The following is a 15,153-nucleotide window of genomic DNA, read 5'->3' as shown; positions in this document are numbered from 1 at the left end:
GAAGAAGAAAATGAAGTACGATTGGATCCTGTTTGACGCTGACGAAACCTTATTCCACTTTGATGCTTTCAAAGGTTTGCAGCTTATGTTTTCTCGCAAAGGCGTAGATTTTACTGAACAAGATTTTGCTCATTACCAAACCGTAAACAAACCGCTTTGGGTGGATTACCAAGATGGCAAAGTAACGGCAGATGAGCTAAAACATAAGCGTTTTACCGAGTGGGCTGAGAAGCTGAATACCACAACAGCAGATCTCAACAGCGCATTTTTAGAAGCAATGGCCGATATTTGTAGTTTGTTGCCAGGTGCAAAAGAGCTGATGGAAGCGCTGCAAGGCAAAGCTAAAATGTGCATCATCACCAACGGTTTTACAGAGTTGCAAGCAATTCGCCTTGAGCGCACAGGGATGACTGAGTACTTCGATAAAGTGGTGATCTCTGAACAAGTGGGCGTAGCAAAACCGGACTTAGGTATTTTTGAATACGCGATGCAGCAAATGGGCAACCCATGCAAAACGCGCGTACTGATGGTGGGTGACAATCTGCATTCCGATATTCTGGGTGGTAATAATTTTGGTATTGAAACTTGCTGGTTAAATACCACAGGCGCAAGCGTCGATGAGCGTATCGCACCAAATTACACCGTTGAGTCTTTGAGTGAACTAAAGAACATTTTGGTGGCGTAACCGAATCGGGTATTATTCCGCAGTAACCCTCAGAAAAATCAAGGAATAACCATGTCAGACATCAAACAGTTAGACAGCAAAGTCGTTTACCAGAACAAGTGGATGACGGTGCGTGAGGACAAAATTTTACGTCCGAGCGGCGCAGAGGGCATCTATGGTGTGGTCGACAAACCTGATTGTGCTGCGATTCTGGCTATCGATAACGGGATGATTCACTTGGTTCAGCAGTACCGTTACACCGTAGGTCAACGTTGTTGGGAGATCCCACAAGGGGCGTGGGAATCAAACCCAGATGCGGATCATCTTGAGCTTGCCAAAGGCGAGCTGCGTGAAGAAACGGGCATGCAGGCGAGCGCCATGGCGTATGTCGGCGCGCAGTTTATCGCATACGGCTTTTTGAATCAGACATGTCACGTCTACTTCGCCAGTGATTTAACGGACGTGGGCAATCAACTCGACAGTGAAGAAGAGGATTTGATCACTCGCGCTTTTTCTGTTGAGGAGTTCGAACAGATGATGATCGACGGTACGATCAAAGATTGTGTCACCATCGCTGCTTATGGTTTGGCGAAGCTGAAGAAATTCATTTAGTTATTCATGACGATTTTTTAATGAAAACAGCGGCCTAGTGCCGCTGTTTTTAGTTTGGGTGAGTTCGTTGAGCCATTGCTTACTCGTCGATTTTCTTACCTAAGATTTCCACTTGCGCTTTTTTGGTCACCCCCGCGACTTGCAGCGCAGTGCTGCCAACCGATTCATAGTTCAACTCGATTTTGTCTAACTTCGCGTTATCTTTTGTTGGTAGGCTTAAGCTTCTTGATGACATGCCTTTAGTCAGAACACCTAAACTGTCGAACGTCTTTTCCTGACCATCTTTCATGATTACTTTAACGCTTTTCAGATCGACCGTACCTTGCGTACATTTGATTTTGATGTGGCTGAAACGAGCGTTAGCAAATGGTGACAGTGGATTGACTGTGTCGGTTTCCGATTTAAAACTGACGGTTTTATCTGCAATCTTGTCCCAACCGTTGTCTCCAGCAATCGATTGGAAAGAGGCTACAGCCGCTAAAAGACAGAGCGCGATGGTGTTGAATAGTTTCATAACTTTTCCTTACCTTAGGTTTAGATATTCTGTTTAATCAGTTCGATGACGTGTGTGACTTCGTCTTGAGTTAAAGCCCCTTCTTTCACGAATAAAATTTCGCCTTGTTTATTTTGTACGATAATCGCAGAACTTTCTTGCTGCAGATCCCAAGTTGTTGCTAATACGCCATTTTTGTCTAACACCATGGAAGACCAAAAGAATGTCTTTTTGCTGTCCTCTGCCGACGATTTTACAAATGTACCGGTTCCCCATATGGCGTCTTCTTGGTTGATTACGGTTGTGGTCTGATACTGATCTTCAGGAAAGTGAGCGGCAGTGATTGCTGACATCAGCGGCGCGTTCATCTCTTTAGCTTTACTACGACCTGCAATGGCTTGTATCACACGGACTTTGCCTAACATCTGCTGAGTTGCCCAAGGTTGATAAGCCACATCGTCTCCTTGCAGCGTCATTTCGCCATAGGTATCAATGCTGACGGATGGGGTAGTTTGACCGACAGAAAGGTTATGAGAGAAGGCGAGTGTCGGGGCGAGTGCGAGTAAGAGTGACAGAACAGATGGAGTTTTCATTGGGGGTTCCTGTAACGAAGTGAGGTTAGAGCGAATCAAAATAAGGGGCAAATACGATGCCCCTTATCGGATGTGGCGTTTAGTTAGAAAGTACAACGCGCGCATTTAGCGGTTGCAGCGGACGATTGTTTTGTCCCATGACTTCCATCAGTTTCGCGGCTTGATCTTTGGATAAGGTTTGAGTGTCTTTAAGCACAAACCAGCGCACACCTTCTGAACATGGCGGTGTGGTTAAAGAGCCGTTAAATCGATAGTAGTTTGCAGTTTTTGGCAGTAAGTCATTAATCTCAAAAGTATCTTTAAAGAGCGTGGTTTGATTCTCTTGTGGGATTGCGTTGATCAGTTTAGACAGCGCTGCGTTTTGATCGCCAGCATCAAACATCACCGAAATTACCGCCAACTCGCCGTCTGCGTTGGCGTGTACAAAGTGCGCTTCAAGTGGATATTGGCGGCCTTTGATTTGGTTTTCTGAAGGTGTGTGGAAATGGAACTGTTGCAGCTCGAACGTCTCGCCATCGATGGTGAAGCTGTTACGTCCGTTCACTTGCGCTTGCAGCGTATGACCATTGTTGGTTAAACCAATGACCTGACCAGTGTACGAAAGGTTCAGTGCTTCCAGTTTTGCGTCGGCTGGGTTGTCGATGTTGATTGGGCTTTGGTTTTTCGTGGTAGCGCAGTCTTTGGCGATTTCTCCCCAGTGTTCTGGCCCGTGTTTTTCATTGCCATAGCCCCATTCCGAAGCCTGAGCCGCGCCTAGAGTGAGAAGTGAGAGTGAAAAAGCAAGTAGTGTTTTGTTCATAATAATGTCTCTGTTCGGTCGCCTTGATAAGCGTTGTTACAAGGCAATGACCTAGAGGTCTGATCACTGCCTGACAAATTAGAAACGGTGGCTGAGCTGGGTACCAATTAGGAACGCATTTGAATGGGTAACGCCCGTCACCATCGGTGCAGGAACACCTTCATACGCGTACTCTTCTACGTTGACATCTTCACCAATCAAGTACGTCATGCCGATGTCAACCGTGGTATCTGATGACCATTGGTAAGAGGCACCCGCAGATAACCAGTGACGGTTTGAATCTGGGATAGAAAGCGAAGTCAGCTCATCGACAGGTGTTTTGTCGAACATGTAACCCGTGCGAAGTGTCCAACGTTCATTGGCGTACCAAGTCGCACCGATGGAGTAGTGCGCGGAGTCTTGCCACTGAAAATCTTTTAGCAACTGATCATCAGCTTTCAAGCTGTCAAATGCTGACCAACCAATCCACTGCACAGAATAGTGCAGGGCAAATTTAGGTAAGACGCGGTGATAACCGGAAAACTCCGCAATATCCGGTAGCGGCATAGCAAGCGAGTCGTACGATTCGCCAGCAAAGTGGATGTCACCCTTGGCATCAATGTTAGGGCTGTGCTTGTAGCTTAAACCTAAGCGATGACGTTCGTTAAACTCGTACATCATGCCAATGTTCGCGCCCAGCCCAATGCCGCCAGCCTCCACATCAAGTGCGTTGCCTTTTACGGATCCACAGTGTTGTTCTAGTTCGTTTCCAAGTATGTTCCCACCAACGCAAACACCCACGTCCATATCGCGGTACAGCTCACCAGAGCCGTAAATCACATCAATACCACCACCGATACTAAAACGATCGTTCACCTTGTATGCCAAGCTTGCGCCAAGGTTGACACTCGCTACGCTGGTGACACCGCCAAAAACAGGTGCGCCATAGTTTGGTTTAAACTCCATGTCGGTTCCGAAGTTGGAATATGCCGATAAGCCTAGATACCAGTCGTCGTTGATAGGGTGAATAAAGTAAAAATTGGGTACAACGGCTGGTTGACCAACGCCATCGACGTCATCAATGTCGGTCACGGTTTGAGAGAAGGACGGGGTAATGTCAACTTGAGGGGACGGAGGAAAACCGCCCATACCAACATTGACATCTGCATTAATATTAGCTCGATGATATTGCGCATTTTTAACGGTAACGTCAGGTTTGACGTAAGTGACACCGAACGATAAGGCATTTTGTTTAAACAGCGTCATCGCTGCGGCGTTGCGGCTGACTACAGATGCATTATCACCAATGACGGCATCACCAGCAAAAGCACGACCAAGACCCGTCGCAGAATGTTCGTTAATTTGAAAACCACCGGCATACGCCGTCGAGGAGGCTAACCCGATTAATAAATAAATCGGTGAAAGAGTTAATTGTCGTTGCATGTTTTTCTCATGAATTAATTAGAAGTTGTATTGCAACTAAAATTAGTAAAATAAACAAATCTGACCAGTGTGTTTAGGAGTAAAACTAACAGTGTGCTGACAATAAGTAAATTTAACTTAATAAATATTTATTGTTGAATTTATTAATGCTTCATGGCGTGAATATAGTAGTTATTTTAAGTGTAAATTAAACCCTGAACCTCTATTTTTATTTTTGCGGTATTACTTCTCTATTTTTATTGTGCTGACTGTTCCCTAACAAATAGAGGGAAATCCAGCGATAAAGTGTCCGTGATGGAAACTCTGAGTCATTTGTATTTCCATTGCATCCCAACGTTGGTAGTTCGAATCAGCAAGAGAACTATCGTTTAAACCCACATGACACACTCCTCTCGGTCTTACCTGTGTTATGTGGGTATTTTTTATTTAACTTGCCACTTAACTCCTCTTGAAATTCAATAATTAAAAATGGCCATAATGAAATTTTAATGGATTGCATATTGAATAAGTTAAGATTTTTACTGGTTTGTTGGTATTTAAAAGTTTTGTTTATAATACTTATAACTTGAATTTCTATATTAAAAATGGTCTTTGCTATACGTATTGAATAATAAAGCTTTGAAGTGACTATAATATCTCTGATTTTTCACGTTAGTGAAGTTATTCATTCAGTTTCTTGACGTTAATTTACCTATCTTTACGTCTCGTACCCTGTACGGCTAAGACAAATAGCAGTATAAAATCAAAACGATTATTTACTTCACTCCTGCTATGAAACTCAATAAAAAATGGCTCGTTTTGTGTGGCCTACTTGCTATTGGTGCTGGTGGTTATCATTATCTGCAACGTCCAGAACCCATTTCTCCTTACGCGACAGAAGTCGTTCGCAAAGGCAATATCGAAAAGGCGGTATTAGCTAACGGCATGTTGCAAGCGTCCAAATTGGTGAATGTAGGTGCGCAAGTATCTGGGCAAATTCAACGCCTCGCTGTGAACTTAGGGGATGAGATAAAACAGGGGGACTTGATTGCACAGATTGACAGCCTGACTCAGCAAAACAGCCTCAAAGAAGCCCAAGCGTCTCTTAATAGTCTCAACGCTCAGTACCAGGCTAAGCAAGCGCAGATTAAACAAGCAAACTATGAATACGTGCGCCAAAAAGGCATGTTGGCAGCGAAAGCGAGCTCACGAGCTGATTACGAGAATGCCGAAGCGACGCTCGCCATCTACAAAGCCGAGTTAGCGCAATTGGATGCCGAAATCGAGAAAGCCAAAATCAACGTCGACAATGCGCAGTTAGATCTCGGTTACACCACCATCAACGCACCGATGGATGGCACGGTGGTCTACACCGCGGTGGAAGAAGGACAAACCGTAAACGCCAATCAAACCACGCCAACTATTATCGAGTTAGCCAAGCTAGATACGATGACGGTGAAAGCCGAAATTTCGGAAGCCGATGTGATTTTTGTTCACCCAGGCCAAATGGCGCTGTTCACCATTTTAGGCAAACCGAATCAGCAGTTTAAAGGCACACTGCGCGCCATTGAGCCGGGGCCAACCATCATGGATGGCGATGACAGCTATTTGAGCATTTCAGATAGCGACGCCATTTACTACAACGCTGTATTTGATGTGAAGAACCCGCAAGGTATTTTGCGTATTGGCATGACTGCGCAAGTTTCGATTGTCCTTGAGCAATCGGAAAATACCTTGATTGTCCCTTCACAAGTGCTGCAAAAATCTGGCGGCAAAGGCAACTATACCGTGCCAGTGCTTGAACAGGGCCAAGTGGTGGAAAAGCCCGTGACAGTGGGTATTAACAACAAAGTGAACGCAGAAATTCTCTCAGGTTTGAAGGAGGGTGATCAGGTTGTTCTTGGCAATGCTATGGATGGAGAATCATCAAGCCGAAGTGATCGTCGTCGATCTCCAATGAGGTTCTAAGATGAGTGACGTGCTTTTAAAAGTTGAGGATTTAACTCGACGATTTGTCTCTGGCGACGAGTCGCTTACTGTGTTGAACCACATTAATTTAGAGATAAAACGCGGTGAAATGGTCGCGATCGTGGGTGCATCAGGCTCTGGTAAATCGACGCTGATGAATGTGCTCGGCTGCTTGGATAAACCGTCCAGCGGTCGATACTTCATTAATGGGCAAGATGTCTCGACGTTGGAATCCGACCAACTGGCGGAACTGCGCCGCGAGTATTTTGGCTTTATATTCCAGCGTTACCATCTGCTGGGGGATTTAACCGCGGTGGCAAACGTGGAAGTACCGGCGGTTTACGCGGGAGTTCCTCATCGTCAAAGAACGGAGCGAGCGCAGTCGTTATTGGCTCGCTTAGGGCTGGAAGATCGTTTCACTCACAAGCCCAGCCAACTGAGTGGTGGCCAGCAACAGCGCGTGAGTGTTGCTCGTGCACTGATGAACGGCGGTGAGGTGATTCTCGCTGATGAGCCCACTGGCGCATTAGACAGTCACAGTGGGCAAGAGATGATGGCACTGCTTAAAGAGTTGCATCAACTTGGGCATACGGTCATCTTAGTGACTCATGATATGAACGTGGCGAACTTTGCGGATCGCATCATTGAAATCAAAGATGGTGAAATCATTGCAGATACGCCAAATGCACAAGTTGTAATCAATGAGCAAGCAGTACAGACACCGAGCACGTCTTTTCATCGCCCAGCGCAAGTCGCCAGTAAGTGGTGGAAGTGGGACAGTTTTATTGACGCGCTCAAAATGGCGCTGCTGGCGATGTCTAGCCACAGAATGCGCACGTTTTTGACCATGCTCGGCATCATTATTGGTATAGCCTCGGTGGTTTCCGTGGTGGCACTAGGTAATGGTTCACAACAGCAAATTTTGTCGAATATTTCATCCATGGGAACAAACACCATTGATGTCAGGCCGGGCAAAGGGTTTGGTGACCGCCGCTCCGGACGAGTGAAAACGCTAACCGCCGACGATGCTAAATCGTTGGAGAGTCTACCTTTTGTCGACAGTGTCACGCCGTCTTTATCCAACAGCTTAACCGTGCGTTACGCCAATCAGGATGCAACCGCGTCTGTGGAAGGGGTTGGGGAAGATTATTTCCGTGTGCGCGGTTATGAGATCGCCAAAGGTCAGTTTTGGGATGAAGAGAGCGTGAACTCACTCGCCCAAGAAGCAGTGATTGATGACAACACCAGAAAGGAAATGTTTGCGGATAGAAATCCGATTGGTGAAGTGATTTTTCTTGGTTCATTGCCAGTGCGTATTGTGGGTGTCACGCAGAAAAAAGAAGACGCGTTTGGCAACAGCGACGCGCTGAAAATTTGGGTGCCATACACCACTATGTCGGGACGCATGATGGGACAACGCTACCTCAACGGCATTACTGTACGGATTGATGAGAACGCCCCAAGTGCGGCGGTAGAGCAGAGCATCATCAACTTGTTAAAAATGCGCCACGGTACAGAAGATTTCTTCACGATTAACACTGACACCATTCGTCAGAGCATCGAGAAAACCACCGCAACCATGACGTTACTGATCTCAGCGATTGCGGTGATCTCCCTAATTGTCGGGGGAATTGGCGTAATGAACATCATGTTGGTGTCGGTGACAGAGCGCACGAAAGAGATCGGTGTGCGAATGGCTGTGGGTGCGCGGCAAGCGGATATTTTGCGTCAGTTTTTGATTGAAGCGGTATTAGTGTGTTTGTGTGGTGGTATTGCTGGTATTGGCTTGGCGTTTTTGATTGGTTTTGCATTCAGTACATCTGGCAGCAGCTTCCAAATGATTTACTCAATGAACTCGATCATCTGGGCGTTTATTTGCTCAACGTTGATTGGCATCGCTTTCGGCTTTTTACCCGCTCGCAATGCCGCCAAACTCGATCCGATAGAAGCGCTAGCGAGAGACTAAAAATGAGTAACACAATGAAATTCAAAACTCGATTGGTCGCGGCTGCCTTAAGCGCAGTGTGGTTGTCAGGTTGTGGTTCGCTTATGCGTAGCGACTATCAAGCTCCTGAGGTGCAAGTGCCTGCAAATTGGCAACAGATGCATGTTGCGGGTGATGTCAGTATGGATCCTTGGTGGTTGGCGTTTAACGACCCAACGCTTAATCAATACATTACTCAGGTGTTGGCTCAAAATAACGATTTGACGCTGGCAACGCTAACGCTAAAGAAAGCGCGTTTACAGCTGGGTTTAGCGCAAGATGACCTTTTCCCTACGTTGAGTTCTTCCACATCAGGACAAGCTCAAAAATCTCTTGATAGCGGGGAATCGGCAGATAGTTACAGCACTAACTTATCCGTCAATTACGAGTTGGATTTATGGGGAAAAATCTCGGCAGACGTTGACCAAGCCAAGTGGTCGGCGATGGCAAGTCAACAAGATCGCGAGGCGACCGCACAAAGTTTGGTAGCAACGACGGCATCGCTATATTGGCAAATCGGCTATCTGCAACAGCGCTTAAACCTCAGCCAGCGTAATGTGGTAGACGCAGCTCAAACGCTACAATTGATTGAAAAACAGTACCAACTTGGCGCTGTGGATCAGTTAGATGTGCTTGAAGCCAAACGTACGTTGGCAAGCTTACAAGCGCAGCAAAGTGAGTTTGAACAGAGTTTACTTGAGGCAAACAACGCCTTTGCGATTTTGTTCAATCAACCGCCGAAGAGCATCAGTGCAAACATCCAAATGCTGCCTGAAGGCGATATGCCATCGTTGAGTGTTGGTGCTCCGTCTGATTTATTGATCCGCAGACCCGACATTAAAGCAGCGATTTATGACGTCAAAGCCGCGCTAGCAAATAAAGACGCAGCAGATTTGGACTACTTGCCTAAGCTGACGCTCACTGGGGCTTTGGGGGGATCGTCACAAGCGCTCAAAGACCTGCTTTCCAACCCGATCGGCAGTTTAAGTGCGGATATGACGCTACCGTTTTTGCAATGGAATGAGATGAAAAACAGCCAAGCCATTGCCGATTTAGACTATCAATCGGCTATTGTGAGCTATCGCCAAGTGTTGTACGCCGCATTCCAAGATGTCGAAAATGCCTTGTCAGCACGAGAAAAATTGAAGTATCAAGCGGCGCGTTTACAAGAGCAGTATGATGCCGCAAGTGCTGCTGAGTCCATTTATGCTGCGCGGTATCAGTATGGCTCGACATCGATCATAGACTATTTGAATGCACAAGAAGACACCAGAAACGCGCAAGCTTCTTTGTTGGAAAACCGCTACAACCAGTTTCTCACTCAGGTTACGCTTTACCAGTCTTTAGGAGGAACCGACGTTGCGCCGTTGTAATTAGGTGTCAGCTCACACTAGCGAAGCGCCATGCAACAAAGCCTTTTTGAAGGTATTACTGGTCCCATCAATGGGACCAGTAATAAAAGCTTAAGTTACTTGGCGAACTTCTTGAAAGGTGCATCAACCGGGGTGTCAGCTAGGTGATTGGTGTAGTTACTCATCACTTTTTGCGCTAGACCAAGAACAATTTCAAGCAGTTGCTGCTGTCCGTAACCCGCCGCAAAGAATTTCTCTATCTGAGACTCTTCCACTACACCACGTTGGCGCACCATTTGAAGCGTTGTCTCTCGTAGTGTTTCAAGTTTTTCGTCTGCCAATGGTGTTTGGTTGACGAGAGCATCGACAATCTCCTGATCCACTTTCATTGACGCCGCGATCGCACTATGAGCAGGAACGCAGTAGTGACAACCATGTTCAACGTTGATGGTTTGCCATACGACGGTCAATTCTTCTGCGTTAAATGATGTTTGTTGAAAGAGCTCATGCACAACTTGATAACCCTCAAGCAAGGTTGGCGCTTCAGCCATAACAGCATGAAGATTTGGTAGCATGCCAAACGCTTTGACTGAATTTTCAATCAGGTGCTTTGATCCTTCGGGTGCGTTTTCTGCGGTATACAGTTTAAATTCTGCCATGTTTAAATCTCCTGTAATTGGATATGAGCGGATTAGGCAAGAACAGGATAGTTGATTTTGAGCGGTCGCTCAATATAAAATTGAGCATATGTTCAAAATTGATAATTGCTCATGGCGAATACAAAGAAATTCCAACGTGATGAAGTGGTGAAAGCCGCCTCGGATCTATTCTGGAAGAAAGGTTTTCATGCAACATCTACACGTGATTTACAAGATAGCGTTAATCTGCGTCCTGGAAGTATTTATGCGACGTTTGGGTCAAAAGAGGGGCTATATTGTGAAGCGCTAAAAATGTACGTTGCGAACTTACAAGCCCTGTTTGAGTTGCATTTAGCTCAGAACACAACGGTTCTAGATGCAATAGAAGCTTTCGCGATTGATGTGGTTATCAATCAGCGAGACTCCAATCCCAGTGAAGTGTGCATGTTAGTCAAATCAGCAAGTGAATTTGCTGAGGATTTTAATGCGCTGCGCAATCAAACAAACAGCTTAGCAAACCAATTTGAATCTTTTCTTGCAAAGCTGTTTGAGCGAGCAATCGAGAATGGCGAAATTGAAGCCCAGGATACATTGCTTCTTGCTCAGTTGTTCCAGGTTCAGTTTACGGGTATACGAGCCTACTCATACCGTAGTGATGATGTAACCTTAAAGACGTTGATCTCTATTATGGTGGACAGCTTCCGCGGTAACGTATCAAAAACAGAAAGCTGAATGAGGCTGCTCAAAGTCAACGTCTCTAAATCAACGGCTTGAACTAAGCGAGCTCAAATAAACCCGTTATCGGGGGGCGATATCGATAAAAAATGACCACGAAGCATCGTGGTCATTTTTATGCAGATTAACTTGCAATGAACAACAACGGCTTATTAAAAGCGAAACTCTTCTAAGTTATTGCTGCTTTCTAACATTTTTTCAGCCACATAACGATGCGTTGCTGTGGTTGGGTGAGTCACATCCCAGAACACGAACTTATCTGCGCCAGATGCTGCACATTCAGAACGTAATGAGTGAGTGTACATGTAGTCAACAGAGGATGAACGGTTGATGTCTAAGCAAGGGTCGCTTGCATTTACGAAACCGTGTTCTTCTGGTGCCGAGGTTAACTTCTCAAACAGTGCGTGTGTATCAAACAATGCGATGTTGTAGCCTTGGGCTTTGTAGTACATCGCTTGTGCTTTGATGAACTCGTTCATTTTCAATACTTTCGCACGAATCGTTTCAATTTCTTCCTGTGTTGAGTATTTGAACTGTGGTGCTTTGGTTGCATCAGGCAGTGTCATCAACATGAAGTTCTTAGCGCCAGCGTCTGTTAAACGAATCAGAGCTTCAGCGTAATCCGCTTTTACTTCCGGCACGCTACGGTTGTAGTTCATGAAATCATTTAAACCAAACTCTAACGTAAACAATGTGTTAGCAGGGTTGTAGTTCTTCGCCAGCTTTGTGTAGGTTAAGTAAGAAGAAACTTGTTCGCCGACACCAGTTAGCGCGATGTATTGGTTTTCACCTGCTGCGCCACCAACTGCCCAGTTGTATAGCGGTAAGTTTTTGGCTTTAGCAACGTATTCCGTCCAAACAAAACCGTTTGAGAAGTGACCCAAGAACCAGCTATTCGGGTTAGGAAAGCGCCATTGGGACGCGTTAAAGATGTTGCCTGTATCAGACAAGCTATCGCCTAAAGCCACTACTTTGTTTATCTGATCTGGTTGCATTGCAGCATCATTGCTCCAGATCGTGTGGTTATAAGAATAACGATTGTCAGCAGCAAAAAATGTAATGTCTGCGTTCTCGTTCGCTAGATCTAGTGTTTCTTCACAACGCTGACGAATTACGTTTTGTGAGGTATTGGTGTAGAACATGTTTTTAAATGAAACAGAGCTCCACCAATAGCCATCGATAGTGAAGTCACTACCATCTTGGTTTTTTGCCCATTTCCAATCGGTAGCCGCATCGTCCTTAGAGTGGCTCGTACGATACCAGCATCGAACGTACGTATAAGTTTGATTTTCTTGCGCGCTAACCACTTCAGCCGCAGAAACCATTGCTGGTGATAAAGTTGGCTCCTCTGCAATGGCGGAGGCAAGCGGAAGTAATGCAGTTAATAGTGTGATTGTTTTTTTCATCATTCACTCTTCTTGTAATGGTTATTGTTCCGAATGCGTGAATACGCTCGGCTATAACAGTATTTAGATGAGAATTTTTCTCACTAAACCTTCTAATTCTGAGTAAATGCTCAAGACAGTCAACAACTAAATATTCAATATTTCAGTTTTGGCACCACGGTCAAAAAATCCATTCAGCATAGCAATCGATTAAATGGGTGATATTTAGAATAATTACTCACTAACATTAATTTAACATTCACTTTTTGTTAATTAAGTAATTGCTTTATAAGGTTTTGTCGGTGATTTTTAATGTTAACTTAAAGTGTTTATTGAATGATCTTTTGTACAAATTTGTATATTCATGAAACAAATTGTTTGGCATTTTTGCTCTGTAAACTATAGCTGAAGCTCTCATGCAAACATCATGATGATGACTTTTCATGAGAATATAGTGAATAAAAATTAGCTCAAATAAGGAATAGGGCAAATGCACTACACAACAAGTAAAAAACAAGGCTTATTTTCGTTGTCTGCCGTAGCAATAGCACTGACCACTTCGATGTCAGCGTTTGCGGCTCCACCAATGGGATTTGATGAATCTAAGTTACCGACGAAGTACATCGTCAAATTCAAAGAAGATGCAGTCAGCCGTTCTTCAATGGGTGGTAACTCATTCTGGGGGCCACGAATCGCGCAGGAGTCTGTTCTAGAACAGGTGAAGGCACGTAAGGTGGAAAAACTAGGCAATCGCGCCATTTACAGCGTTGAATTGGATGGCGATGACTTAGAGCCGCTTCGCAATCGTAGTGATGTGGAATACGTGGAAGTCGATCCACCTCGCTATTTGCTCAGCGAAACGACCCCATGGGGATATGAAGCGGTTAATGCTCAACTGCTAGCTGACTTCAATGCGGGTAATCGCACTGTATGTATTATCGATTCAGGGTACGACATTTCGCACAACGACCTAAGCGGTAACCGCGTTGCTGGTACTAACGATAGTGGTACGGGATCATGGAGTGATCCGGGTAACAACAATGCCCACGGTACTCACGTCGCGGGTACGATTGCTGCGATTGCCAACACCGAAGGTGTAAAGGGTGTGATGCCAAACCAGAATGTTAATTTGCACATCGTGAAAGTATTTAACGAATCGGGTTGGGGTTACTCATCTGGGCTTGTTAAAGCTATCCAGACCTGTGCCGATAATGGTGCTAACGTTGTGAACATGAGCCTTGGTGGTAGTCAATCAAGCCGAACTGAGCAAAATGCACTGCAAAATATTTACGATCAAGGCGTTCTATTGATCGCCGCTGCGGGTAATGATGGCAATACAGCGCACAGCTATCCAGCTTCTTATGACTCAGTGATGTCTGTTGCGGCTGTTGATAATCAAAATGATCATGCAGCGTTCTCACAATCTACTAATCAAGTTAAGATCTCAGGCCCGGGTGTGGCGATCTTATCAACGGTTACGGTAGGTGAAGGTAAACTTTCTGATATTACCTTGAATGGTGTCAGTCAGTTTGATCGTGGGATTGTTCCTCACAATCGTTTGATCAATAACGGTTCTTCGTATGTTCCGGATCCAATCGCGGGTTCAGTAACGGCAACGCTAGATAGCTGTGATGTCTCTGGCGGTAACTTTAACTGTGGTGATATGTCGGGCAAAATTTGTTTGACTGAGCGTATCGGCAACCAGTCTTCAGGAAACTACCCTGAAGTAGATGCGGTTCAGGCTTGTTACAATGCGGGTGCGCGAGCTGCAATCGTATACAGCAACTCTGAACTACCTGGTTTACAAAACCCTTTCTTGGTAGACACAAACAACGCTTATCGTATGGTTTCGGTAACGGTTGATCGTGCATTTGGTCAAGAGCTATTGGGGTATGTTGGTCAGGAAATTACTGTTGCAACAACCTCTGGTGAAGATTACGAGTACTACAATGGTACATCAATGGCGACACCGCACGTAACGGGCGTAGCTGGCTTGGTGTGGAGTTACCACCCAACCTGTACAGCAGCGCAAGTACGTAATGCCCTAGTGAAAACTGCAACAGATATTGATGTTGCTGGTCGAGACAACCGTACTGGCCACGGCCTAGTTAATGCTGAAGCGGCGAAGCTGTTCTTGGACGCTGGCTGTAATGGACCTGATGGTGGTAGCTCTTCGGACTCTAGCTTCTCAAATACCAGCCCTGTTGCGATTCCAGATAATAAATCTTCTGGCGCAATCAGTGCAGTAGAAGTCGATCGCTCTGGTGATTCAGGCACAGTAAGTATTGACGTTGATATTAGCCACACTTACATCGGTGATCTACGAGTGACTTTAACGTCACCGACTGGTGGAGAAGTTGTACTTCACAATAATACTGGCGGCAGCGCTAACGATATAAAAAACACGTTCCAAGCGGACTTCTCTGGTTTTGAATCACAAGGCACATGGGAACTTAAAGCGGTGGACAATGCCAGAAGAGACACAGGCACCATCAACAGTTGGACTCTGACCTTTCAATAAGGAGTGAC

Annotated in this window: 13 protein-coding genes; 7 read left to right on the top strand and 6 right to left on the bottom strand. The window is 45.4% G+C overall.

Translation table 11 applies throughout. From position 1 onward, the window contains the following. Window positions 1-10: 10 nt before the first annotated feature. A complete protein-coding gene (yjjG, locus tag R7035_RS05645; RefSeq protein ID WP_318145999.1) occupies window positions 11-685 on the top strand; it encodes a pyrimidine 5'-nucleotidase in 675 nt (224 codons plus the stop codon). Window positions 686-736: 51 nt separating this feature from the next. Then, window positions 737-1,276 carry an NUDIX domain-containing protein gene (locus R7035_RS05640; RefSeq protein WP_020834877.1) on the top strand — a complete coding sequence of 180 codons (540 nt, stop codon included), beginning with the start codon at window positions 737-739 and terminating at the stop codon, window positions 1,274-1,276. Window positions 1,277-1,355: 79 nt separating this feature from the next. On the opposite strand, the gene R7035_RS05635 is transcribed toward R7035_RS05640, so the two are convergent. From R7035_RS05635 to R7035_RS05620, 4 genes are all read right to left on the bottom strand, one after another. Beyond that, on the bottom strand, window positions 1,356-1,790 hold the full coding sequence (locus R7035_RS05635) for a hypothetical protein (RefSeq protein ID WP_104980368.1): 435 nt from the start codon (window positions 1,788-1,790) through the stop codon (window positions 1,356-1,358). A 20-nt stretch (window positions 1,791-1,810) separates the two neighbouring features. Then, on the bottom strand, window positions 1,811-2,362 hold the full coding sequence (locus tag R7035_RS05630; RefSeq protein WP_104980370.1) for a YtfJ family protein: 552 nt from the start codon (window positions 2,360-2,362) through the stop codon (window positions 1,811-1,813). A 79-nt stretch (window positions 2,363-2,441) separates the two neighbouring features. Further along, the gene (locus R7035_RS05625) at window positions 2,442-3,161 is read right to left on the bottom strand and encodes a carbonic anhydrase (RefSeq protein WP_206970441.1); all 720 of its coding nucleotides are present in this window, start codon (window positions 3,159-3,161) and stop codon (window positions 2,442-2,444) included. 78 nt (window positions 3,162-3,239) lie between these two features. After that, window positions 3,240-4,583 carry an OmpP1/FadL family transporter gene (locus tag R7035_RS05620; protein WP_104980373.1) on the bottom strand — a complete coding sequence of 448 codons (1,344 nt, stop codon included), beginning with the start codon at window positions 4,581-4,583 and terminating at the stop codon, window positions 3,240-3,242. Window positions 4,584-5,354: 771 nt separating this feature from the next. Here R7035_RS05620 and R7035_RS05615 point away from each other — a divergent pair. Genes R7035_RS05615 through R7035_RS05605 form a run of 3 tightly spaced genes read left to right on the top strand, consistent with a single transcriptional unit; the run spans window position 5,355 to window position 9,887 of the window. After that, complete coding sequence (locus tag R7035_RS05615) at window positions 5,355-6,530, top strand: efflux RND transporter periplasmic adaptor subunit (RefSeq protein ID WP_206970440.1); 1,176 nt, start codon at window positions 5,355-5,357, stop codon at window positions 6,528-6,530. Window position 6,531: 1 nt separating this feature from the next. Then, the gene (locus R7035_RS05610; RefSeq protein ID WP_047102808.1) at window positions 6,532-8,496 is read left to right on the top strand and encodes a MacB family efflux pump subunit; all 1,965 of its coding nucleotides are present in this window, start codon (window positions 6,532-6,534) and stop codon (window positions 8,494-8,496) included. Window positions 8,497-8,510: 14 nt separating this feature from the next. After that, window positions 8,511-9,887 (top strand): efflux transporter outer membrane subunit, encoded by a 1,377-nt coding sequence (locus R7035_RS05605; protein WP_206970439.1) that lies wholly within the window; start codon window positions 8,511-8,513, stop codon window positions 9,885-9,887. Between the two features lie 95 nt (window positions 9,888-9,982). On the opposite strand, the gene R7035_RS05600 is transcribed toward R7035_RS05605, so the two are convergent. After that, a complete protein-coding gene (locus tag R7035_RS05600) occupies window positions 9,983-10,525 on the bottom strand; it encodes a carboxymuconolactone decarboxylase family protein (protein ID WP_005374097.1) in 543 nt (180 codons plus the stop codon). A 111-nt stretch (window positions 10,526-10,636) separates the two neighbouring features. On the opposite strand from R7035_RS05600, the gene R7035_RS05595 reads away from it, so the two are divergent. After that, entirely contained in the window at window positions 10,637-11,236 is a 600-nt protein-coding gene (locus tag R7035_RS05595) for a TetR/AcrR family transcriptional regulator (RefSeq protein ID WP_054728629.1), read from the top strand. A 155-nt stretch (window positions 11,237-11,391) separates the two neighbouring features. On the opposite strand, the gene R7035_RS05590 is transcribed toward R7035_RS05595, so the two are convergent. Next, window positions 11,392-12,648: a type 2 secretion system lipase gene (locus R7035_RS05590; protein ID WP_017819748.1), complete on the bottom strand. Its 1,257-nt coding sequence runs from the start codon at window positions 12,646-12,648 to the stop codon at window positions 11,392-11,394. Between the two features lie 466 nt (window positions 12,649-13,114). On the opposite strand from R7035_RS05590, the gene R7035_RS05585 reads away from it, so the two are divergent. After that, on the top strand, window positions 13,115-15,145 hold the full coding sequence (locus R7035_RS05585) for a S8 family serine peptidase (protein WP_318145998.1): 2,031 nt from the start codon (window positions 13,115-13,117) through the stop codon (window positions 15,143-15,145). Window positions 15,146-15,153: the final 8 nt, after the last annotated feature.

The sequence above is a fragment of the Vibrio sp. 1731 genome (assembly GCF_033339955.1).
Taxonomy (GTDB): domain Bacteria; phylum Pseudomonadota; class Gammaproteobacteria; order Enterobacterales; family Vibrionaceae; genus Vibrio; species Vibrio alginolyticus.
The sequence above is the reverse complement of the archived record's forward strand: the minus strand, read 5'-3'. Positions and strand labels throughout refer to the sequence as shown.

What these genes read in the sequence shown, in the direction of transcription:
- R7035_RS05605 (WP_206970439.1), top strand. Translation starts at nt 8,511, where the DNA reads ATGAAATTCAAAACTCGATTGGTCGCGGCTGCCTTAAGCGCAGTGTGG.
- R7035_RS05600 (WP_005374097.1), bottom strand. Translation starts at nt 10,525, where the DNA reads ATGGCAGAATTTAAACTGTATACCGCAGAAAACGCACCCGAAGGATCA.
- R7035_RS05620 (WP_104980373.1), bottom strand. Translation starts at nt 4,583, where the DNA reads ATGCAACGACAATTAACTCTTTCACCGATTTATTTATTAATCGGGTTA.
- R7035_RS05640 (WP_020834877.1), top strand. Translation starts at nt 737, where the DNA reads ATGTCAGACATCAAACAGTTAGACAGCAAAGTCGTTTACCAGAACAAG.
- R7035_RS05630 (WP_104980370.1), bottom strand. Translation starts at nt 2,362, where the DNA reads ATGAAAACTCCATCTGTTCTGTCACTCTTACTCGCACTCGCCCCGACA.
- R7035_RS05590 (WP_017819748.1), bottom strand. Translation starts at nt 12,648, where the DNA reads ATGATGAAAAAAACAATCACACTATTAACTGCATTACTTCCGCTTGCC.
- R7035_RS05585 (WP_318145998.1), top strand. Translation starts at nt 13,115, where the DNA reads ATGCACTACACAACAAGTAAAAAACAAGGCTTATTTTCGTTGTCTGCC.
- R7035_RS05615 (WP_206970440.1), top strand. Translation starts at nt 5,355, where the DNA reads ATGAAACTCAATAAAAAATGGCTCGTTTTGTGTGGCCTACTTGCTATT.
- R7035_RS05595 (WP_054728629.1), top strand. Translation starts at nt 10,637, where the DNA reads ATGGCGAATACAAAGAAATTCCAACGTGATGAAGTGGTGAAAGCCGCC.
- yjjG (WP_318145999.1), top strand. Translation starts at nt 11, where the DNA reads ATGAAGTACGATTGGATCCTGTTTGACGCTGACGAAACCTTATTCCAC.
- R7035_RS05635 (WP_104980368.1), bottom strand. Translation starts at nt 1,790, where the DNA reads ATGAAACTATTCAACACCATCGCGCTCTGTCTTTTAGCGGCTGTAGCC.
- R7035_RS05610 (WP_047102808.1), top strand. Translation starts at nt 6,532, where the DNA reads ATGAGTGACGTGCTTTTAAAAGTTGAGGATTTAACTCGACGATTTGTC.
- R7035_RS05625 (WP_206970441.1), bottom strand. Translation starts at nt 3,161, where the DNA reads ATGAACAAAACACTACTTGCTTTTTCACTCTCACTTCTCACTCTAGGC.